The organism is Ectothiorhodospira lacustris (assembly GCF_022227845.1).
GTDB classification, from domain to species: domain Bacteria; phylum Pseudomonadota; class Gammaproteobacteria; order Ectothiorhodospirales; family Ectothiorhodospiraceae; genus Ectothiorhodospira; species Ectothiorhodospira lacustris.
In genome coordinates, this window is the sequence record NZ_JAJNQN010000002.1 from 14,570 (window position 1) to 36,204 (window position 21,635).

General features: G+C 64.0%; 22 protein-coding genes. 9 read left to right on the forward strand and 13 right to left on the reverse strand.

The window, feature by feature from the left end; genetic code table 11:
* Positions 1-43 precede the first annotated feature (43 nt).
* The 4 genes from pyk to tkt form a co-directional block, all read right to left on the reverse strand.
* Positions 44-1,486, reverse strand: a complete 1,443-nt coding sequence (gene pyk, locus LQ956_RS01810) for a pyruvate kinase (RefSeq protein WP_238629273.1) — start codon at positions 1,484-1,486, stop codon at positions 44-46.
* 53 nt (positions 1,487-1,539) lie between these two features.
* Positions 1,540-2,718, reverse strand: a complete 1,179-nt coding sequence (locus LQ956_RS01815) for a phosphoglycerate kinase (protein ID WP_238622925.1) — start codon at positions 2,716-2,718, stop codon at positions 1,540-1,542.
* A 193-nt stretch (positions 2,719-2,911) separates the two neighbouring features.
* Positions 2,912-3,916, reverse strand: coding sequence for a type I glyceraldehyde-3-phosphate dehydrogenase (gap, locus tag LQ956_RS01820; RefSeq protein WP_238622924.1), 1,005 nt, complete (start codon positions 3,914-3,916; stop codon positions 2,912-2,914).
* A 90-nt stretch (positions 3,917-4,006) separates the two neighbouring features.
* On the reverse strand, positions 4,007-6,004 hold the full coding sequence (tkt, locus tag LQ956_RS01825) for a transketolase (protein ID WP_238622923.1): 1,998 nt from the start codon (positions 6,002-6,004) through the stop codon (positions 4,007-4,009).
* Between the two features lie 478 nt (positions 6,005-6,482).
* On the opposite strand from tkt, the gene metK reads away from it, so the two are divergent.
* The 7 genes from metK (at position 6,483) to LQ956_RS01860 (ending at position 12,878) form a co-directional block, all read left to right on the forward strand.
* The gene (gene metK, locus LQ956_RS01830; RefSeq protein ID WP_238629275.1) at positions 6,483-7,655 is read left to right on the forward strand and encodes a methionine adenosyltransferase; all 1,173 of its coding nucleotides are present in this window, start codon (positions 6,483-6,485) and stop codon (positions 7,653-7,655) included.
* A gap of 153 nt (positions 7,656-7,808) precedes the next feature.
* Positions 7,809-8,609 (forward strand): bifunctional hydroxymethylpyrimidine kinase/phosphomethylpyrimidine kinase, encoded by an 801-nt coding sequence (gene thiD, locus LQ956_RS01835; protein ID WP_238621244.1) that lies wholly within the window; start codon positions 7,809-7,811, stop codon positions 8,607-8,609.
* Positions 8,606-9,073, forward strand: a complete 468-nt coding sequence (locus tag LQ956_RS01840; RefSeq protein ID WP_238621245.1) for an alpha/beta fold hydrolase — start codon at positions 8,606-8,608, stop codon at positions 9,071-9,073. Before thiD ends, LQ956_RS01840 begins: the two co-directional genes overlap by 4 nt.
* 26 nt (positions 9,074-9,099) lie before the next feature.
* Positions 9,100-9,681, forward strand: a complete 582-nt coding sequence (gene mnmM / locus LQ956_RS01845) for a tRNA 5-(aminomethyl)-2-thiouridylate-methyltransferase MnmM (RefSeq protein ID WP_238621246.1) — start codon at positions 9,100-9,102, stop codon at positions 9,679-9,681.
* A gap of 20 nt (positions 9,682-9,701) precedes the next feature.
* Positions 9,702-10,985: an NRAMP family divalent metal transporter gene (locus LQ956_RS01850; protein ID WP_238621247.1), complete on the forward strand. Its 1,284-nt coding sequence runs from the start codon at positions 9,702-9,704 to the stop codon at positions 10,983-10,985.
* A 33-nt stretch (positions 10,986-11,018) separates the two neighbouring features.
* Positions 11,019-11,381, forward strand: a complete 363-nt coding sequence (locus LQ956_RS01855) for an acyl-CoA thioesterase (protein WP_238621248.1) — start codon at positions 11,019-11,021, stop codon at positions 11,379-11,381.
* Between the two features lie 213 nt (positions 11,382-11,594).
* A complete protein-coding gene (locus tag LQ956_RS01860) occupies positions 11,595-12,878 on the forward strand; it encodes an alginate export family protein (RefSeq protein ID WP_238621249.1) in 1,284 nt (427 codons plus the stop codon).
* Positions 12,879-12,940: 62 nt separating this feature from the next.
* Here the strand turns inward: LQ956_RS01860 and LQ956_RS01865 are convergent, their stop codons facing one another.
* The 4 genes from LQ956_RS01865 to LQ956_RS01880 form a co-directional block, all read right to left on the reverse strand.
* Positions 12,941-13,864 carry a recombination-associated protein RdgC gene (locus LQ956_RS01865; protein WP_238621250.1) on the reverse strand — a complete coding sequence of 308 codons (924 nt, stop codon included), beginning with the start codon at positions 13,862-13,864 and terminating at the stop codon, positions 12,941-12,943.
* 242 nt (positions 13,865-14,106) lie between these two features.
* Positions 14,107-14,826 carry a GAF domain-containing protein gene (locus LQ956_RS01870; protein ID WP_238621251.1) on the reverse strand — a complete coding sequence of 240 codons (720 nt, stop codon included), beginning with the start codon at positions 14,824-14,826 and terminating at the stop codon, positions 14,107-14,109.
* 28 nt (positions 14,827-14,854) lie between these two features.
* Entirely contained in the window at positions 14,855-15,553 is a 699-nt protein-coding gene (locus LQ956_RS01875; protein WP_238621252.1) for a sensor histidine kinase, read from the reverse strand.
* 23 nt (positions 15,554-15,576) lie between these two features.
* Complete coding sequence (locus tag LQ956_RS01880; RefSeq protein ID WP_238621253.1) at positions 15,577-16,797, reverse strand: response regulator; 1,221 nt, start codon at positions 16,795-16,797, stop codon at positions 15,577-15,579.
* A gap of 288 nt (positions 16,798-17,085) precedes the next feature.
* Here LQ956_RS01880 and LQ956_RS01885 point away from each other — a divergent pair, with 288 nt between their 5' ends.
* Positions 17,086-17,556 (forward strand): NapC/NirT family cytochrome c, encoded by a 471-nt coding sequence (locus LQ956_RS01885; protein WP_238621254.1) that lies wholly within the window; start codon positions 17,086-17,088, stop codon positions 17,554-17,556.
* A 6-nt stretch (positions 17,557-17,562) separates the two neighbouring features.
* On the opposite strand, the gene ccmD is transcribed toward LQ956_RS01885, so the two are convergent.
* Genes ccmD through LQ956_RS01910 form a run of 5 tightly spaced genes read right to left on the reverse strand, consistent with a single transcriptional unit; the run spans position 17,563 to position 20,828 of the window.
* Positions 17,563-17,748, reverse strand: coding sequence for a heme exporter protein CcmD (gene ccmD / locus LQ956_RS01890; protein ID WP_238621255.1), 186 nt, complete (start codon positions 17,746-17,748; stop codon positions 17,563-17,565).
* Positions 17,745-18,494, reverse strand: coding sequence for a heme ABC transporter permease (locus LQ956_RS01895; protein ID WP_347402044.1), 750 nt, complete (start codon positions 18,492-18,494; stop codon positions 17,745-17,747). The genes ccmD and LQ956_RS01895 overlap by 4 nt, the downstream gene beginning before the upstream one ends.
* A 12-nt stretch (positions 18,495-18,506) precedes the next feature.
* On the reverse strand, positions 18,507-19,184 hold the full coding sequence (gene ccmB, locus LQ956_RS01900; RefSeq protein WP_238621256.1) for a heme exporter protein CcmB: 678 nt from the start codon (positions 19,182-19,184) through the stop codon (positions 18,507-18,509).
* Complete coding sequence (ccmA, locus tag LQ956_RS01905; protein WP_238621257.1) at positions 19,181-19,837, reverse strand: cytochrome c biogenesis heme-transporting ATPase CcmA; 657 nt, start codon at positions 19,835-19,837, stop codon at positions 19,181-19,183. The genes ccmB and ccmA overlap by 4 nt, the downstream gene beginning before the upstream one ends.
* Positions 19,838-19,892: 55 nt before the next feature.
* Positions 19,893-20,828, reverse strand: a complete 936-nt coding sequence (locus LQ956_RS01910) for a chemotaxis protein (RefSeq protein WP_238621258.1) — start codon at positions 20,826-20,828, stop codon at positions 19,893-19,895.
* Between the two features lie 350 nt (positions 20,829-21,178).
* On the opposite strand from LQ956_RS01910, the gene ccmE reads away from it, so the two are divergent.
* On the forward strand, positions 21,179-21,634 hold the full coding sequence (gene ccmE / locus LQ956_RS01915) for a cytochrome c maturation protein CcmE (RefSeq protein ID WP_238621259.1): 456 nt from the start codon (positions 21,179-21,181) through the stop codon (positions 21,632-21,634).
* Position 21,635: the final 1 nt, after the last annotated feature.

A 21,635-nucleotide genomic window follows, 5' to 3' on the forward strand; every position in this document is an offset into this window, starting at 1 on the left:
GGTTCGGTATCGTTGTCGTTATGGGTTCGGGAATCAAGGGCGCCTAGGGCTCAAAGTCCTGCAAGGCGCCCACCTGGACGACCTTCATGGCATTGGTACCACCCATGACGCCGGTGAGATCGCCCTTGGTGATGATGACCAGATCCCCGTCCCTGACAATACCGGCTTCCTGCAGCATGGCCACGACCTGACGGTTGTTGGCCGCATGACTGGTGTTGTCGCTCTCGAACAATACCGGATAGACCCCCCGGTACAGGGCCATCTTGCGACAGGTGCTTTCGTGGCGGGTCATGCCGAAAATGGGGATGCCGGAGCTGATGCGGGACATCCACTGGGCGGTGGAACCGGATTCCGTCATGGCGGCGATGGCACGTACATCCAGGTGATTGGCGGTGTACATGGTGGCCATGGCAATGGCCTCGTCCACCCGGTCGAAGTAGCTGTCCATGCGATGGGTGGATACCCGGGCACTGCGCTGGCGCTCCGCCGCCTCGCAGATCCGCCCCATGGCCTCCACCGCCTTGTGGGGATAATTGCCGGTGGCCGTCTCGCCCGAGAGCATGACCGCGTCGGTGCCATCCAGTACCGCGTTGGCCACGTCAAATACCTCGGCCCGGGTGGGGATGGGGTTCTGGATCATGGACTCCATCATCTGGGTGGCGGTGATCACCACCCGATTGCGGACGCGGGCCTGGTGAATCAGGCGCTTCTGCACTCCCGGCAGTTCCGCATCCCCGATCTCCACCCCCAGATCCCCGCGGGCGATCATGATCACGTCGGTGGCGGTAAGGATCTCGTCAATGGCGTCCACCGCCTCGGCCCGCTCGATCTTGGCGCAGAGGGCACCCTGCCCACCGGCCTCCCGCAGCAACTCCCGGGCGCGGTTGACGTCGGCGGCGCTGCGGGGGAAGGAGATAGCCAGGAAATCCACGGCCAGCTCGGCGGCCAGACGGATGTCCGCACGGTCCTTGTCGGTGATGGCGGGTGCTGACAGACCGCCTCCCTGACGGTTGATGCCCTTGTTGTTGGACAGGGTGCCGCCCACGGCCACGCGGGTATGGATCCGAGGACCCTCCACCCGCTCCACCGTCAGCACCAGACGACCGTCATCCAGCAGCAGGTTGTCACCGGGATTGACGTCGCCGGGCAGTTCCTTGTAGGTGATGCCCACCTGTTCCCGAGTGCCGACATTGGGGTCCAGGGCGGCGTCCAGGGTGAAGGCATCGCCCTCCTTGAGGTCCACACTGCCCGAGGCAAAACGGGCGGTGCGGATCTTCGGACCTTGCAGATCCCCCAGCACGGCGATGATGCGGGAGGCTTCCCGGGCGGTTTCCCGCAGCAGAGCCACCCGCTTGCGGTGATCGTCCGGATCGCCGTGAGAGAAGTTGATGCGCACCACATCCACGCCGGCCTTCACCAGCGCGCGCATGGCGGACGGGCTGTCCGTGGCCGGTCCCAGGGTTGCTACGATCTTGGTTCTACGCATATCGGGCCTTGTCCTTGCTCGGTGATGTACCGGAGGTGGTGAGTGGCAACCGCTCAGCCCTTGGCCCGTGCCTCCAGCATGGCCACGGCGGGCAATGTCTTGCCTTCCAGGAACTCCAGGAAGGCACCGCCGCCGGTGGAGATGTAGGAAATGCGGTCCGCCAGGCCGTACTTGTCGATGGCCGCCAGGGTGTCACCGCCGCCGGCGATGGAAAAGGCATCACTGGCGGCGATGGCCTCGCCCATGGCCTGGGTGCCGGCGGCAAACTGGTCGAACTCGAACACACCCACAGGGCCGTTCCAGACGATGGTGCCGGCCTTCTTCAGCAGTTCGGCGTAACCGGCGGCGGTGTCCGGCCCGACGTCGAAGATCATGTCGTCATCGGCCACATCCGCGACACTGCGGGTCGCGGCCGGGGTGGATTCGGAGAATGCCTTGCCCACGGTGACATCGGTGGGCACGGGGATGTCGCCGCCCTTGGCCCGGGCCGCTTCCATCAGACGCTTTGCCTCCGGAATCAGGTCGTTTTCGCACAGGGACTTGCCCACCCCGTGACCCTGGGCGGCAATGAAGGTGTTGGCGATGCCGCCGCCGACGATGAGCTGATCCACCACCGTGGACAGGGATTCGAGCACGGTCAGCTTGGTGGAGACCTTGGAGCCACCGACGATGGCCACCAAGGGACGCTTCGGATTGTCCAGGGCCTTGCCCAGGGCCTCAAGCTCCGCCGCCAGCAGGGGGCCGGCGCAGGCCACGGGGGCGAACTTGCCGGCACCGTGGGTGGAGGCCTGGGCCCGGTGGGCGGTGCCGAAGGCGTCCATCACGTAGATGTCGCAGAGGGCGGCGTATTGCTTCGACAGGGCTTCGTCATCCTTCTTCTCACCCTGGTTGAAACGGACGTTTTCCAGCAGCACCACCTCACCCTCGGCCACGTCCACGCCGTCCAGGTAGTCGCGCACCAGACGCACGTCCTTGCCCAGCAGACCGGAGAGATGGGCGGCCACCGGTGCCAGGGAGTCGGCCTCGCTGAACACGCCTTCCTCCGGGCGGCCCAGATGGGACATGAGCATGACCCGGGCACCGGCCTTCATGGCGTGCTCGATAGTGGGCAGGCTGGCGCGGATGCGGGCATCCGAGGTCACCTTGCCGTCCTTCACGGGGACGTTAAGGTCCTCGCGGATCAGCACCCGCTTACCCTTCAGGTCCAGATCGGTCATCTTGATGACGGACATGCGCAACTCCTTGGATGGTTTTCGGATCGTTGTTCTGGGGTCTTGCAAAGTGTTCGGGCAAACCGGGGCTTGCCGGAACGCTCTGGGCGGGTTGTTTTCTCTCCCCTCTTCCCCGGCCCTTCTCCCCCAAGGGGAGAAGGGAACAGACGCCCCTCTCCCCAAGGGGAGAGGGGGTGGGGTGAGGGCCGGCCGTTTACTGGCCGCCCACGTGCCGCGCCAGGCGCAGCATGTTGCAGGTATAGCCGTACTCGTTGTCGTACCAGGCCACCACCTTAACGAAGGTCTCATCCAGCTGGATGCCGGCTTCGGCGTCGAAGATGGACGGCAAATTCACGCCGCGGAAGTCCGTGGCCACCACTTTCTCGTCGGTGTAGCCCAGCACGCCCTGCAGGTCACCGCTGGTGGCGGCGGACTTCATGGTCTGGCAGATGGTTTCATAGGAGGCCCCCTTCTCCAGTTCCACGGTCAGGTCCACCACGGAGACGTCGGAGGTAGGCACACGGAAAGCCATGCCGGTGAGCTTGCCGTTCAGGGCGGGCAGCACCTTGCCCACGGCCTTGGCAGCACCGGTGGAGGACGGGATGATGTTCTCCAGGATGCCGCGACCGCCGCGCCAGTCTTTCTGGGAGGGGCCGTCCACGGTCTTCTGGGTGGCGGTGGCGGCATGCACGGTACTCATCAGGCCACGCTTGATGCCGAAATTGTCGTTGAGCACCTTGGCCACCGGCGCCAGGGCGTTGGTGGTGCAGGAGGCGGCGGAGATGATGGCCTGACCGGCGTATTCCTTGTGGTTCACGCCGTACACGAACATGGGGGTGGCATCTTTGGACGGGGCGCTCTGGATAACCTTCCTGGCACCGGCCTCAATGTGCTTCCGGCAGGTCTCTTCGGTAAGGAAGAAGCCGGTGGATTCGATCACCAGCTCGGCGCCGGCCTCATTCCACTTGAGGTTGGCGGGATCGCGCTCGGCGGTCAAGCGGATCTTCTTGCCGTTGACCACCATGTGGTCGCCTTCCACGGAGACTTCACCGTCGAAGCGACCATGGACGGAGTCATAGCGCAGCATGTAGGCCAGGTATTCCGGGTCCAGCAGATCGTTGATGGCCACCACTTCCAACTCCGGGAATTCCTTGGAAATGGCCCGGAAGGCCATGCGGCCGATGCGGCCGAAACCGTTGATACCGACTTTGATTGTCATCGTTTGTTTTCTCCAGCTTGCTTTGAAAAATTCAGTGCTCCGGGGCCGGGCTCCTGCCCGGCCTGCCGGCAAATGGCCAGGGGCTCAGGCTTAGCCCAGCACGGTTTCCACCGTACTGACCACGTTGTCCGCCGTGAAGCCGAAATGCTTCATCAGCTCGCCGCCGGGGGCGGATTCGCCGAAGCGGTCCATGCCCACCACACGACCATCCAGGCCCACATACTTGAGCCAGCCGGCGGTCACGCCGGCCTCCACGGCCACGCGGGCACGCACGGCGCCGGGCAGCACGGACTCCCGGTAGGCGGCATCCTGGGCATCGAAGACTTCCTGGCAGGGCATGGACACCACCCGGACCCGCTTGCCCTTGGCTTCCAGCAACCTGGCCGCCTCCATGGCGATGCCCACTTCCGAGCCGGTGGCCAGGATGATGGCTTCCGGCCGGCCGCCGGCATCATGCAGGACATAACCGCCCCGGGCGATGTCGGCCAACTGGGCCTGTGTACGGACTTGATGAGGCAGGTTCTGGCGGGACAGGCTCAGCAGGCTGGGACCGTCGGTACGATCAATACCCGCCTTCCAGGCCATCGCGGTTTCCACCGCGTCGCAGGGACGCCAGACATGCATGTTGGGAATCAGTCGCAGGCTGGTGACCTGCTCCACCGGCTGGTGGGTGGGGCCGTCTTCGCCCAGGCCGATGGAGTCATGGGTCATCACGTAGATGACCCGCTGCTTCATCAGGGCGGACATGCGCAGGCCATTGCGGGCGTAGTCACTGAAGATCAGGAAGGTGCCGCCGTAAGGTATGAAGCCGCCGTGCAGGGCGATGCCGTTCATGATGGCGGCCATGCCGAATTCGCGCACCCCGTAGAACAGGTAGTTGCCGTCGCCGTCTTCCTTACTGATGCCCTTGGCCCCCTTCCACAGGGTCAGGTTGGAACCGGCCAGATCGGCGGAGCCGCCCAGCAGCTCCGGCAGGGCCGGGGCATAGCCGCCGATGGCGTTCTGGGAGGCCTTGCGGCTGGCGATGGTCTCGGCCTTGGTCACGGTCTCCTGGATGAAGGCCTGGGCCTTCTGTTCCCAGTCGGCGGGCAGTTCGCCGCTCATGCGGCGGGTGAATTCGGCGGCCAGTTCCGGGTGGGCCTCGGCATATTCGGCAAAGCGGGACTGCCAGGCGCTTTCGGCCCGGGCGCCCTTGTCACGGGCATTCCAGCCGGCCCGGATCTCGTCCGGGATCACGAACGGCTCGTGGGGCCAGCCGATGGTCTCGCGCACCAGCGCGATCTCGTCCTGACCCAAGGGGGCGCCGTGGCACTCCTCCTTGCCCTGCTTGTTGGGAGAGCCGAAACCGATGATGGTCTTGCAGCAGATCAGGGTGGGACGATCCTTCACCGCCCGGGCCTGTTCGATGGCCTGCTTCACCGCCTCGGCATCGTGGCCGTCCACACCCGACACCACATGCCAGCCGTAGGCCTCGAAACGCTTTGGGGTGTCGTCGGTGAACCAGCCTTCCACCTCGCCATCAATGGAAATGCCGTTGTCATCGTAGAAGGCCACCAGCTTGCCCAGACCCAGGGTGCCGGCCAGAGAGCAGGCCTCGTGGGAGATGCCTTCCATCAGGCAGCCGTCACCCAGGAAGGCATAGGTGTGATGATCCACCACTTCATGGCCGGGACGGTTGAAGTGGGCCGCCAGGGCCTTTTCGGCAATCGCCATGCCTACGGCATTGGTGATGCCCTGCCCCAGCGGCCCGGTGGTGGTCTCGACACCGGGGGTGTAGCCGTATTCCGGATGACCGGGAGTACGGGAATGGAACTGCCGGAACCGCTTGAGTTCGTCGATGGGCAGGTCGTAGCCACTCAGATGCAGGAGGGAATACACCAGCATGGAACCATGGCCGTTGGACATCACGAAACGATCCCGGTCCGCCCACCGAGGGTTGGCCGGATTGTGCTTGAGGTAATCGTTCCAGAGCACTTCGGCGATGTCTGCCATGCCCATAGGCGCACCGGGATGACCGGAATTGGCCTTCTGGACCGCGTCCATGGAAAGCGCACGAATAGCGTTGGCTAGCTCTTTGCGGGAAGGCATGCAGATCTCCTGACAAGGGTGGAAATAGTGGTCTTCATGGTCTACCGCGCCGACACCGTTGAGCGGTGTTCTGGTTGTTCGGATACGGGAAAGACGCGGCACACCTCAAACTGGTCACTGAAAAAGGTCTTTAGGGACAGAAAGTTAGCCCAAACCCCCGGCATATCACCCGGCAATGAATACCACATGGAATATGCATTGACCACAGCGTTATCGGCCTGCATTTTCCCTGACAGGGGGGCTTGTCGCAAGCCCGAGCGAAGCATGGGGCCTTTTGCTGCACCGCCCCATAAGACATTCAGATACAACGATAAATTACATGATGAAGACCGCAATATGTAGATAATGGGAATTCTCGGACCGGCTTGGCGCGCCATAATCGGGCCTTTCAGGTTAAAATCCGCCGCGGATTACAAACATCATCAATCCGTGGGTGAGCCGCCAGGCGGGCACCCGAGAGCCGGAGTAGCTGAACAATATGAACGATTCCCATCTGTTTACTTCCGAATCCGTGTCCGAGGGTCATCCGGACAAGATGGCTGACCAGATTTCCGATGCCATCGTGGACGCCATCCTGGCGGAAGACCCCCATGCCCGCATCGCCTGTGAAACCCTGGTGAAGACCGGCATGGTGGTACTGGCCGGCGAGATCACCACCCCCGTGCACGTGGACTACGAGGCCCTGGTGCGCGGCGTGGTCAACGACATCGGCTACGACAACTGCGACTCCGGCTTTGACGGCCACACCTGCGCCGTCATCAACGCCCTGGGCAAGCAGTCTCCCGACATCGCCCAAGGTGTGGACCGGGACGTGAGCAACCGTCTGGAACAGGGTGCCGGCGACCAGGGCCTGATGTTCGGCTACGCCAGCAACGAAACCGGCGCGCTGATGCCCGCCCCGATTCACTATGCCCATGAGCTGGTACGCCGTCAGGCCCACGTGCGCAAGTCCGGCGAACTGGCCTGGCTGCGCCCCGACGCCAAGAGCCAGGTCACTTTCCGCTATGAAGGTGGCAAGCCGGTGGGCATCGACGCCGTCGTGCTGTCCACCCAGCACGCCCCGGAGATCGACCAGAAATCCCTGCGCGAAGCGGTGATGGACTGCATCATCAAGCCGGTGTTGCCCGCCGAGTGGCTGTCCACCTGCAGCCATGACAACATCCACATCAATCCCACCGGCAAGTTTGTCATCGGCGGCCCCGTGGGCGACTGCGGCCTGACCGGCCGCAAGATCATCGTCGACACCTACGGCGGCATGGCCCGTCACGGCGGCGGTGCCTTCTCGGGCAAGGACCCCTCCAAGGTGGACCGTTCCGCCGCCTATGCCGGCCGCTACGTGGCCAAGAACATCGTTGCCGCCGGTCTGGCGGAGCGCTGTGAGATCCAGGTCTCCTACGCCATCGGCGTGGCCCGCCCCACCTCCATCAGTGTCGACACCTTCGGCACTGGCAGGATCTCCAACCAGCAGATCGTCGACCTGGTGCGCGAGCACTTCGATCTGCGCCCCTGGGGCATCATCAGCATGCTGGATCTGCTGCGCCCCATCTACCGGCAGACGGCGGCTTACGGTCACTTCGGCCGTGAAGACGTGGACCTGCCCTGGGAACGCACCGACAAGGCGGATACCCTCAAGGCAGCGGCCGGTCTCTGATCGTCCCGACCACCCGCGTCCCCTCGGGGGGCGCGGGTCTTCCCGGCATGGCCCCCGCCGGGGCATGATCCCGCGAGACATTCCCGTGCCTCGGTCACCGCAAACAGGCCCGGATCATCCATCCCTGCCGCGGGCAGATCAGGAGTGACCATCATGCAAGCGCCTGCCCTCACCATCGCCGGTTCCGACCCTTCCGGGGGCGCGGGACTGCAGGCGGATCTCAAGACCTTCCATCAGTTCGGGCTCTACGGCATGAGCGTGGTGACCCTGCTGACCGTACAGAACACTCGGGGCGTCACCGGCGTGCTGGGCATTGACCCCGCCTTCGTGCTGAGACAGATCGACGCGGTGCTGGAAGACATCCCGCCCAAGGCCGTCAAGATCGGCGCCCTGGGCAGTGCCGCCATGGTGGAGGCCGTGGTCGAACGCTTGTCACGGCCCGATGCCGCGGATTTCCCCCTGGTGCTGGACCCGGTCATGGTCAGCAAGCATGGCGCCCCGCTGGTGGATGAGGCCGCCCGCCAGGCCCTGTGTCGGCGGCTGCTCCCGCTGGCCGACGTGGTCACTCCCAACCTGCACGAGGCCGCTGCCCTGACCGGCCTGACGGTGGATTCCGAAGCGACCATGATCGAGGCCGCCGCGGCCCTGGCCGACCTGGGAGCGGCCCATGTGGTCATCACCGGCGGCGCCCTGGTCGATGCCGCCACGGACATCCTGTTCAGCAACGGCCGCGTCACCCGACTGCCCGCCGCCCATCAGGACACGCCCCACACCCACGGCACTGGCTGCGTCTTTGCCGCCGCCGTCACCGCCGGCCTGGCCCTGGGCAAGGACGTGGAAGGCGCGGCCCGGCAGGCCAAGTCCTTCATCCACCGGGCCATCCGGAGCGCACCTGGCTTGGGACACGGGCATGGGCCGGTCAACATGCACGTCCCCTGCACGGAGACCCGATGAAGATCCTCTTTCTCCACGGCTGGCAATCCACACCCGGAGGCCTCAAACCGTCATACCTGCTGTCACGGGGTCACGAGGTCATCAACCCGCTGCTGGACGACGATGACTTCGAGGCCGCCGTCGACACGGCGCAATCCACCCTGGAAATCCATCGCCCCCAGGTCATCGTCGGTTCCTCCCGCGGCGGTGCCGTGGCCATGGCCCTGGACAGCCACCGGATCCCGCTGGTGCTGCTCTGCCCGGCATGGCGGCGCTGGGGCACCGTCGACCGAGTGAAGACGGGAACCATCATCCTCCATTCCCCGACGGACGAAGTCATCCCCTTCGCCGACTCCCGATGCCTGGTCGACAACAGCCGGCCCGCGGCCGTCACCCTGATCACGGTCGGCTCGGATCATCGCCTGGCAGACCCGGACTCCCTACAAACCATGCAGCGGGCCTGTGAAAACCACGTTGCGCCTTGAGCCTCATCAGCAGAAGGACCTGACAGATGTACCCCAAGCCCCTCACCCGCCTTGCCCACGAACAACTGACCGAGATCCTCAAGCCCGGCGATCTGGCGGTGGATGCCACCGCCGGCAATGGACATGACGCCCTGTTCCTGGCCCGGACGGTGGGTGATGCCGGTCATGTCTGGGCCTTCGACATCCAGGCCACCGCGCTGGACGCCACCCGCAAGCGCCTGGAAGCCGCCGGCGTGGCGGAACGGGTCACCCTGATCCAGGATGGACACCAGCACCTGGAGCGCCACCTGCCCGATCAGGCCCGAGGCCGGATCAGGGCGGTGACTTTCAACCTGGGCTACCTGCCCGGGGGGGATCATGGCATCATCACCCGGCCGGAGACGAGCCTGGCCGCCCTGGAAGCGGCTCGCGCCGTGCTGGGGCCGGACGGAATCATCAGCCTGATGATCTATCGCGGCCACAGCGGTGGCCTGGATGAGTTCGAAGCCATCCGCGCCTGGCTGCAACAGGTTCATCCGGAACTGCACTGTTTCCCCCATCAACCCGCCGGAGATGACGGCCCGGTGCTGGTACTGCTGGGCAACAGCCTGCCCTGTCCGGATTGCTGACTCATTGAGATTCCCTCCTGATGAATGAACTTCGCGGCAGTACCCTGCGCCATGCCATCGGCCCCGGCCTGCTCATGGCCGGCGCGGCCATCGGTGTCTCTCACCTGGTACAGTCCACCCGGGCCGGTGCCGAATTCGGCCTGTTGCTGCTGCCGGTGGTGCTGCTGGCCTGTCTGCTCAAGTACCCCTTCATCGAATTCGGCCCCCGCTATGCCGCCGCCACCGGAGAGAACCTGCTGGTGGGCTACCGCCGGCTCGGGCGCTGGGCCCTGGGCCTGTTCGCCCTGGTCACCCTGGGAACCATGTTCATCATCCAGGCCGTGGTCACCGTGGTCACGGCGGGTCTGTTCGGTCTGGTGTTCGGACTGGAGGCCTCCGCGGCCACCCTGTCGGCATGGATCATGGGGGCCTGTCTGCTGCTTCTGGCCATCGGCAATTACCGGGGACTGGACCTGGGCATGAAGCTCATCATGGCCGCCCTGACCGTGTCCACCCTGGCCACCGTGGCGCTGGCCTTCGGCGGAGAGCCGGACTGGTCCCGGCTCTCCGGCTGGCAGGATGCGGGGCTGATCTGGAGCGCGGCCGGTTTTGCCTTTCTGCTGGCCTTGCTGGGATGGATGCCCATCCCCCTGGATGTAGCCGCCTGGCACTCCCTCTGGACCCTGGAACGGGCCAGGGAGACCCGGACCCAACCCAGTCTGCGCCATGCGCTGACGGACTTTCGCATCGGTTATGTCGCTGCCACCCTGATGGCCGCGGCGTTCCTGCTGCTGGGCGCCCTGACCATGCACGCCAGCGGCATGAGCTTTGCCGATTCCGCGGTGGGCTTTTCCGCCCAGCTGGTGGACCTCTATGCGGGCACCCTGGGTGAATGGAGCCGCCCCATCATCGCCGTGGCGGCACTGACCGCCATGTTCAGCACCACCCTGGCGGTGACGGATGCCTATCCCCGGGTCATCAGCGCCCTGTTCGCCGCCGCCCGGGCCGGCGACCGGGGCCGCACCCCCGGTCCCGAGGAACACCGGCGCGGACCTTATTTGATCAGCCTGATCGTCGTATTGAGCGGCGCACTGCTCATGATCCACTTTGCCGGGACGCGCTTTACCCAGTTCATCGACTTTGCCACCACCATCTCCTTCCTCTCGGCCCCGATCCTGGCCTGGCTCACCCTGCGGGTGGTCACCCATGAACATGTCCCGGTGTCCGCCCAGCCGGGCCGGGGCTTGCTGGGCCTGGCTTGGGCGGGGCTGATCTTTCTGCTGAGCTTTTCCCTGGTCTGGCTGGGATGGCGCCTGCTGGGCTGAAGCCTCCCCACCGGATTCCACAAGGAGTGACCCTTGGATACCTTCAAACTGGTAAGACCCGAACACCTGAATCACTACGGCTATCTCTTCGGCGGCTTCCTGCTCAAGTGGGTGGATGAGATCGCCTGGATCGCCGCCAGCCGTGACCATCCCGGCTGCCGCTTCGTGACCGTAGCCATGAACGGGGTGGAGTTTCACCGCGGGGTACATCAGGGCACGGTGCTGCGCTTCAGTAGCCGTGAGCACACGCGCGGCAACACCTCGGTGCAGTATGCCGTGAGCGTCTTCTGTGATGACCTGGAAAGCGGCACGGAAGAACCCATCTTTTCCACCTGCATCACCTTCGTGCGCCTGGACAACGAAGGCAACAAGATCCCCCTGCCGATGACGCCGTGAAGCAAGGGATACTCTGAGTCAGTCATTCCCGTACAGGCGGGAATCCAGCTACGGACCGGGCATTCTGGGCTCCCGCCTTCGCGGGAGTGACGGCAGGAGAGTTGCTCAGCGTTCCCCAAGCGTGTTTTTTCAGGACATCCACCGGCAAAGACGGGATAATCCTCCTTTTACAAGGGTTAAACCGTCATACACAAAGACCTGTCAGGGGGAGTCATGCTGAAAAAGACGACGTTATCGGCCAGCGCGCTGGCACTGCTCATGGGGATGGGCAGTGCACAGGCCGGGTGGGACTGGGGTGGGGACCTGCGGGTCCGGGTCACGGACCTGGACAGCATTCCCACTCAAGCCGGCAGCTTACAGTTCGATCTGCTCTTCAACCGCACCCGCACCCGCCTCTGGGCCGGCTACCAATTCAATGAGGACGTCGCCTTTCGCGGGCGCCTGATGAACGAGTTCCGCATCTATGAGCGGGGCGAAGACCGGAATCAGTACGATGATCAGAAATTCCTCAGCGAGGTGGTGCCCGACCTGCTGTACATGGATTTCAACAATCTGGCCGACGGCCTGCTGGATCTGCGCATCGGTCGCCAGGAGCTGATCTACGGCACCGGCAACATCATCCTCAACGGCACGCCCCTGGATGGTTCCCGCTCCCTGTTCTTCAATGCCGTCAAGGCCGCCCTCACGGTGAACGAGGGTCACACCCTGGACCTGTTGGCGATCTACAACGCCAGGCAGGATGCCCTGACCATCAACCGGCAGTCCGGGCTGAGCCTCATCGAGCACAATGAACGGGCCATGGGTGTCTATGGCAGGAACAGTCAGTCCGAAGCCATGCCGTTCGAGTATTACTGGATCTACAAGGAGGAGCTGGGTTCCGGCACGGCGGACGGCGGCAAGGCCGACGCAGATTTCCATACCCTGGGTGTCCGCTTCATGCCCCGGAACGGCCCCATCTCGGCCAACCTGGAGCTGGCGGCCCAGGACGGCAGCCATGGCGATGCCAACCTCAAAGGGCGCCTGCTGGATGCCTCGTTGACCCTGCGCCCGGCGATCTGGGGTCAGACCCGCCCGGCCTTCACCGCCGGTTATTACTACCTGTCCGGCAATGAGGCAGGCACCGGCAACAACGAAGCCTGGTATCCGGTGTTCTCCCGCTGGCCCCAGTTCAGTGAACTGTATGTCTACTCCTATGTGGGCACCCAGTTCAGCATCGCCGGCTGGACCAACCTCAAGGCCCCCTTCATCGGCCTGGACCTGAATCCCTCCGACAACACCGCCCTGAAGCTGCGTGCCCACCGGCTGTACGCCGATGAGAAAGACGGCAATGGCGACGGCGATCATCGGGGAGATCTGTTCACCGCCGTGCTGGGCATCAACCTGAGCCCCAGCCTCAGAGCGCACCTGTGGGCGGAGTATCTGGATACGGGGGACTACTACCCGTCCGGGACTTCAGACGCCCACTTCCTGCGAGCCAACGTGGAATACACTTTCTAGGCCTCAGGCACTGGTGTCCAAAGGGGCCTGTGGAAGCTGCTCCCACAGGCCCCTCCAGCCCGTCACCAGGGGACTTCGGCGGCCTCCGAGCTGGAGAGCCCGAACAGTCCGTCCAGACGTTCCAGCAGTCCGCGCATCTCGTGGATGAGCAGGGTGAATTCGGCATCGAACCGGGCGGCCGGATCATCGGCCTCCAGCACGCCGCTGTCCTCGATCAGCTCATCGGTCAGGCGCAGACGCTTGAGGGACAGATCCTCCGCCAGCACCAGGCTCAGACGCTGTTCCCACTCCAGGGCCAGTTGGGTGACCTGCTTACCGGCCTGCAGATGGGTGGCGATCTCGTCCCCGGCCAGATCCTGGCCGCGGCAACGCACCACCGACTGTTTGTCCTTGGGGTCTCTGAGTTCACAGGCATCCCCCAGCTCGAAGCCCTGCTCGCCGCGACCTTCGGAGACCCAGCGGGTCATCAGGGTCGGCGGCGGTACCGAGGGACGCAGCAGACTGGCAGGCAACGTGCCCAGGGTCTCCCGCAGCAGGCTCACCAGATCCTCGGCCATGCGCTCGCTGGCGGCATCCACCACCACCCAGTGGGCCACCGTGTCCACGTAGGCCAAGATGCGTCGCGAGCGGGTGAAGGACTGGGGCAGCAGTTCGGCCGTCACCGCCTCCTTGAGCTGACGGCGTTCCGCGCGGCCCACCGTGCGGCCCTCGGCGGTCTCGATGTCCGAGACCCGCTCTTCCAGCACCTCTGCCACCACCGACGCGGGCAGCAGGCGTTCCTGGCGCTTGGCGCAGATCAGCAGGCAACCGGCGGCTTCATGGACCAGGGCCTGCGTCTCGCCGCCCAAAGGCTCGGACCAGCCCATGGTGGACAGCGTCAGGGGGCCGCAGGGCTGGAAACGCCGGTTGGTGAGCTGTTGCTCCAGGGCCATGGCATCCAGGCCCAGGGCATCCTCGAGACGAAACAGGCGGGCATTCTTGAACATGAAAATTCCTATGGCGGCAAAAAGGGGGGATTGTACTCTCTGCGGGACTGGCGGGGGGCTTCTCCCCCTTCGCGGCCGAGAGCCGCTCCCACAGAGGGAGGCACACAGGCCATCCCCACAGGGGAAGCACCGAATCATTCTCCTGCCGTCACTCCCGCGCACGCGGAAGTCCGGAATGCCCGGCCCGCGACTGGATTCCCGCCTGCGCGGGAATGACTTGCCCGCCCCCTCAAGGGAAGGGGTCAGCGATGACTCAAGGCGTCGTGGACCTGGGACAGGATCTCGGTGGCCACCATCAGGACGTGATCCCGGGCAAAACCGGCCTGGATCATCTCGTCATAGAGGGTATGGGCCATGAGACGGGCGACCCGGGCCGGGTCCTGAGTAATGGCCCCGCCCGTGCGCTGGGCCTCCCGGGCCAGGGCAAGTTGCATGAAATTGGTCTTGAGCAATCCCTTGAGACGATGGATCTGCACCGACTTGGAGACCACCAGCGCCAGGATGGTGGCCAGACGCAGATCCGCCAAGCTCAAGCGCGGGCGATCCAGAGGACTGTCCACATTGATCACCCCGATCACCTGCGCTTCCAGGCGAAGGGGGACCGAGATCACGTCCACCGTACCGGGTTCATCACGTCGGGCCAGACCGGCATAGACGGAGCGGTGCAGATCCAGGATCAACAGGGGTTTGCCGGTACCGGCCACCTGGCCGGCGATCCCCGATCCCAGCGGCTGGCGATGATCTTTCGCCTCCGCCGGCAGGCCGCCGGAATGGGCCTCCACCCGCAGGTGAGGCTCGGCGGTGTGGCCCTCCTCAGACACCAGCATGATGGAACAATGCCGACAGGCCATGGCATGGGCAACCAGAGAGGTGAGACGCTCCAACCCCGCTTCCAGGGAACGGGTGGATTCCACAAAGTTGGCCAACTCCGAGAGCTTATTGATGAAATCGTCATCAGACATGGGCCTGGACTCCAGGATCAGGGGTACTTCAGTTAAGCGGCAACTTGGGGAGATGCAAAGTGAAACAGCCGCCACCCAGTTCGCACCCGTTGGACAATTCGACGAATCCACGATCACCATTACCGCCGTGCATATCGGCGACCAGGGCGCAGAAATAGAGTCCCAGCCCGGTCCGCCCGCGCTGAGGGTCCAGCTGGACCCCTTCACGAATGGCCTGACGCCCGAGCATGGACCGGGGGAAACCCGGGCCGTCGTCGGCGACCTGCACCAGCAGCCAGTCACCATCCGACCGGGCAGACATGTGGATCCTGCTTCGAGTGTAGCGCACAGTATTATTGACCACGTTTTCCAGCAGGCTGTTCACCAGATACCGGTCCAGGACCCAGACCAGATCTTCGTCACAGGTGAGATGGCATTCCACGTTTCGGTGATCCATCAGTATCTTGTTGTTGAGCCAGTACTCTTCCAGCAAGTCATGGATGGAGACCGGCGTGAAATAGGGGTGGTAAAGACCCTTGACGCTGCGATACAGGGCCAGCAACTGGATGAGGGTGTCATTGACACGCCGGGCCTCGTAACGCAATAGCGCCAAGCGATCGGAGTCCATCGAAGGCCGCTGCTCCTCCCTCTGTAACAGATCATCCAGGGAACCCAGGAGCAGGTTGAGGGAATTTTTCATGTCGTGGATGCTGATGGCCAGCACCGTATTGAAGTCCAGCTTGCTCAAGTCTCCTCCTTGGTGGTCCACTGTCAGTCTGGAAGCTGCTGGCGCAACAGCTCCGCCCGAGTCACCTCGCCCAAGCGCCCCAGGACTTCGATCAGCGCCTTGTGTACCTCCAGGGGGGGGATCGCCTTGAGCATGAGCCCGTCCAGGGCATCCAGGGCCGCCTCCTTGTCATCGCGATCACGGATGGCCAGATGGAGCCGTCCCAGCATGAACCACCACCGCAACAGGGGGTCCGCCGCCACCGACTGCTGCATCTCCTCCAGCGCCTTGGCGGCCCTGGCCGACTCCCCCATCTCCAGTAAGGCGCAGACCAGGTTGAAGTAGTCCTCGGCGCGCACTGACTCCATGGGCTTCCCCAACTCGATCACCTGCCGCCAAGCGGATCGCGCCAGCTCCCATTCCCGTTGCTGCATAGACAGCCAGCCCAGACGTCGCTGACGGGACAGGGAGCGGGAAGAGCGAACCACGGCCTGCTCCAGCACTTCCAGCGCATCCCGGGACCGGCCCTGGAGTTCCAGCACCGCCGCCAGGTGATCATGGGCCGCCATGAAATACGGTGTTACCACAATCGCCTGCCGAAACAGGGTCTCCGCCCGGGACAGTTCGCCTCGCGCCATGGCCGCCTGGCCCAGGGACGTGATGGCCCAGGCCACCGGCCGCTCCCTGATGACGGCTTCACAGACCTCCTGCACCAGATCCAGCGCCCCCGTCTCCAGGGCCAGCTCAGCCTTCAGGCGCAAGATGTCAGCACGTTCCCCCCGCCCTGCCGCCAGCATGGTATCCAGCAGTTGCAGGGCCTGTTCAGTGTCCCCCTGCCTGAGTACCTGAGCGACGGGCGACATGGGTACACGGCGCCGCAGGGCCTTGAGCAGACGCGCATTAAGCAGTTCCTTGCTGATGGGCTTGGCCAGGTAGGCATCCGGCCCGCTTTCCAGGGCCCCCATGACCATCTCCGTGGAATTTTCCGCCGTGACCATGATGAACACGGTGGCCACATCCACACACCCCTCACGGCGCGCCAGATCAAGCAGTTGCTGGCCGTGCATCCCTTCGCCGAGATTGTAGTCACACAGGACGATGTCATAGCGGCGGGAACGCAGCAGCTCCAAAGCCTCTTCGGCGGAACCGGCCACATCAGGCTTGCGCTGCACACCCAGAGACCCGAGCATCTGCGAAAGCTGCGCCCGCATGTTCTGGAAGTCATCAATGATTAGTACCGCCTTGCGGCCCAGGGTGATGTCCATGGTGTTTCCGGCTAGGGCGTACGGCTCGGGAAGTGCTCCGGATGAATCGCCATTAGATTGACATTAGCACGAGACCTTAAGGATCGGGTAACCAGCCCACATGCGACGGAAAACACCGGAAAATGAGGGTTTCCGGGACTGGGTCAACTTCACCGCCACCCATGCCTGCGCAATTTTGCTACATTTTGTAAGAGATCACAGCATCCGGGGACAGCGTTGAAATGATCACGTCCACAAACGGGCTCGTCCACGGATTCACTCAAGACCGACTGCCGGGAACATGTCGCCATGGGCAAACTCTGGATTACCCTGATCATTCTGCTGGCCCTGGGCCTGGTCGCCGCCGGCGGCGTGGGGGGGCATCACATCTCCACCCAGAATGACTTCTGCATCACCTGCCATGCCTATGAAAAGGTCTCCTGGGATCATGGCGACCACCCCGAAGTCGACTGCCTGACCTGTCATACCAAGGGCTTCGTCACCGACAAGATCCACGGCGCACGCAAGGTCTACCTGATGTTCAGCGGTCAGGTGAACCCCCACCATGACGCCCCCTCACAGACCCATCCGGTCAGGATCTCGGAAAACTGCAGCGCATGCCATCTGAGTGACCGCGTCCGCGAAAACGACCCTGAGTTCTATCAGGAGCATACCGAGATCATGGAGGGGCGATACAGCTGCCTGACATGCCACCGTAACACCGGCCATGACCGGGACCTGCAGGCGATGCGCTTCACCGCGCCGCGCTACGCTCAGTAAGACTGCTCAGGAATCCGGGGACGGCTCAGCGCCGTTCTCCCGGTTCAGACGGGCCAGACGGGCCAGACGCCGGTTCATCGCCGTACGGCGGCGGCTCAGCAGCACCAGTTCAGCCACCAGCACCACCAGGGCCACCCCATAGGAGCCCCAGACATAGGGGCCATGCCCCCCCATGGCAAGAAATTCGATCATGCCTTCTCTCCCATGCGTTCCAGCACCCAGGCGGCCCGTCGCTCACGCTCCAGCAGTTCCAGCCGTGCCCGCCAGAGCACCACGGCGATGGCATACATCCAGCAGGCGAAAGTCATGAGCATCAGGGCGCTGAACATCACCGTCTCCATAGTCGGCGCACTGGTCACGGTAATGGACGCCCCCTGATGCAGGGTGTTCCACCAGACCACCGAGAAGTAGATGATCGGCACGTTCACCACCCCGGCCAAGGCCAGGATGGCACTGGCATTGGCGGCCCGCTGACGGTCCTCGATGGCCGCATGCAGGGCCATGTAACCCAGGTAGAGGAACAGCAGGATCAGCTCCGAGGTAAGTCGGGCGTCCCAGACCCAGTAAGTCCCCCAGGTGGGCTTGCCCCACAGGGCACCGGTCCACAGGGCCAGAAAGGTGAACAGGGCACCGGTGGGGGCGATGGCCTTGGCCATCACCTCGGCGGTCTTCACCCGCCAGATCAGGCCGATGGCCGCGTACACCGCCATCAGCACATACAGGAACATGGACATCCAGGCCGTGGGCACATGGATGAACATGATCCGGTAGCTGTTGCCCTGCTGATAGTCCGGGGGTGCCAGGACGAAACCGACATAAAGCCCCACCACGAACAGGATAGCGGCCAGCCCCCCGAACCAGGGGGCCAGACGCCCGGCCAGATCATAGAAATTGGGCGGTGATGCGAACTTGAACCACTGCACGCGCTGTTCAGCCACGTTATTCCTCCATCAATCCGACATGATTCTCAGCGCCGCGGCAATGGCCCAGGGCGCCAGCAACAGGGTCAGGATCAGCAAGGCGGCCATCAGGGACAGATGGGCCTGGGCGCTGGATCCGTACATGACCGCATCCACCGCCCCGGCACCCAGCACCAGGGCCGGCACATACAGGGGCAGGATCAGCAAGGAGATCAGCACGCCGCCGCCCCGCAGGCCCAGGGTCAGGGCGGCGCCGATCGCGCCCACCAGACTGAGAATGGGGGTCCCCAGCAGCAGCGCCGCCATCAGGGTGAGGATTTCCGTGCCGTCCAGATTGAGCTGCATGCCCAGCAGCGGGGAAATCAGCACCAGGGGCAGACCGGTAATCAGCCAGTGGGCCAGGATCTTGCTCATCACCATCAGGCTCAGGGGCTGGGGTGCCAGCAGGATCTGTTCCAGAGAACCGTCGCGAAAGTCATCGGAAAACAGTCGTTCCAGGGAAAGCATGGTAGCCAGCAGGGCGGATACCCATAACACCCCCGGCGCCATGCTGCGCAGCAACTGAGGGTCGGGGCCGACACCAAGGGGAAACAGGGACACCACGACGACGAAGAACCCCAGCACCACCAAGGCATCCTGACGCCGCCGCAGGGCCAGGATCAGGTCACGCCGGAGCAGGGTGAACAGGGCGGTTGCCAGGCCGTTCATGATGCTTTCCCCAGGGTCAGGGTATGTTGCCGACCCTGAATCGGCACCGCCTGATGGGTGGTCAGGATGATCATGCCGTTGGCGGCCAGATGGGCTTCCAGGGCCGAGCGCAGCACCTCGATGACCTGTACGTCCAGGGCGGCAAAGGGTTCGTCCAGGATCCACAGCGGGCGGCGCACCAGCAGCAGGCGCGCCAAGGCCACCCGCCGTTTCTGGCCCTGGGAGAGAAACTTCACCGGCAGGTCTTCATGACCACCCAATCCCATGCGTCCGAGCACTTCCCAGGCTTCGTCCCGCCCCAGCCGGCGCCCCTGCAACGCGGACTGGATGCGCAGGTTCTCCTCGCCGGACAGTTCATCCTTGAGGGCGTTGGTATGGCCCAGATAGGCCAGATGGGCGGTGGGGCCTTCTTCCCGGCGCTGCACGGGCACGCCGTCCCAACAGATGCGGCCTTCCAGGGGGCGGGAGAGCCCGCACAGGATGCGCAGCAGGCTGGTCTTGCCGGCACCATTGCGACCGGCCACCTGCAACAGTTCCCCGCCCGCCAGGGAAAACCCCAGATCCTGAATCAACAGGCGTTCACCTCGTTCGGCGACGAGGCCTTCCACTTCCAGCCGATGGGCCGGAAAGACGACACGGGCAGCATGACTCATGGACGGCACGGGTGACTCGGCGAACGGCTGATGGTACACGCAGGTCCACGGGCTGTCAGCCTTCCGCGAGAGCGGCGCCGATCTGCGCCAGACGATCACGAACGGCCTGGGCCAAATCGTCCGGGTGATACTTCTGGATGAATTTGTTGGCGCCGGTGCGCCGCACCATGTCCACATTGAAGACGCCGCTGATGGAAGAATGCAGCAGGATATAGAGGTCTTTGAGCCGTGGGTCCTGTCGAATGCGCGTCGTGAGCTGATAACCATCCATCTCCGGCATCTCGATGTCGGAGACGACCATGGTGAAGTGCCGCGCCACATCCACACCATCCGCCTGCAGGCGCAGGATCAGTTCCATGGCGTGCTTGCCGTCGGTGACCAGGGAACACTGCACCCCCAGCTGCTCCAGGGAGGCACGGATCTGGTTGCGGGCCACACTGGAGTCATCCACCACGAGTACCTTGCAGTCCTGCGCCCGTACGGTTTCGCTCAGGGCACGAGAGACCTCCGTACTGGCGTGCACCACCTGGTCCAGTACCTTTTCCACATCCAGGATCTCGATGATCTGATCGTTTATCAGGGTCACAGCGGTCACATAGGCATTGCGTCCGGTACTGCGCGGCGGGGGCTGCACCTGATCCCACTGGGTGTTGATGATGCGATCCACGCGTCGGATCAGGAAGCCGTGTACGGAGCGGTTGTACTCGGTGATGATGATGTTGCCCTTTTCAGGCGCCTTGAGCGCAGGGCCACCGATGGCCAGAGAGAGGTCCATGATGGGCATGGTGATACCGCGCAGGGTGGCGATCCCCTTCACCAGCGGATGGGCTCCCGCCAACCGCGACAGGGGTTGGTAGGGGATGACTTCCTGCACCTTGAAGACATTGATCCCGTAAAGCTGCCGCCCCTCCAGTTGGAAGAGCAGCAATTCAAGGCGGGTGCCGGCAACCCGATTGGACTCCAGGGATGATCCCCAGTGCTGATCCACCATGAGCAGACTCCCGATGATCTGAGTTTGACTACATGTTAAGGCAATCGGGACTCACTTGGATGAATTCATCAGGGTGGGCGACATGACAAGGTTCCCCGCTCACAGCCGGGGCCCCTCCCGCATCGGTGAACATCGGCCACTCTTGGCTTGACGCAAATCAAGATCCGACCCACTGGTTTAGAACCGGAACAATGTTTGGCTGTCACTAGGAAAGCCCCGTGAAGCGGCCGTCCGGCACCCTGAGCGCGGTTGCGGCTCCACCCGGATCGGTGATATCAATGGCGCGCTGCCCGGCGGCAACCGGGGCACAGGCTCCCATCGCAAGACCCCTCAGCAGGCAGGAGAGTGCAATGACACCTCGACAGAAGAGACGGATGGCCGGCGTGGCGCTGGTAGTCCTGGCGGTATCCGGGGCTTCCGCCCTGGCCTTGAGCGCCTTCCGGGAAAACCTCATGTATTTCTACGGCCCCACCCAGCTGGTGGAAGGCGAGGCGCCCGGTGAACGCATCATCCGTCTCGGTGGTCTGGTAGAGGACGGCTCCATCCGTCATGCCGAGGAAGGCTTGACGGTCTTCTTTCACGTCACCGACACCAAGAACAGCATCCCGGTGGAGTACGTGGGTCTGCTTCCCGACCTGTTCCGCGAAGGCCAGGGCGTGGTCACCCATGGCCGCCTGGGGCCGGACGGCGTCTTCCGCGCCGAACGGGTCCTGGCCCGCCATGACGAAAACTACATGGCGCCGGAAGTGGCCGCAGCCCTGAAGGCGGCGGGCTATGAAGAACACCCCGGCAAGAAGGCGTACTGAG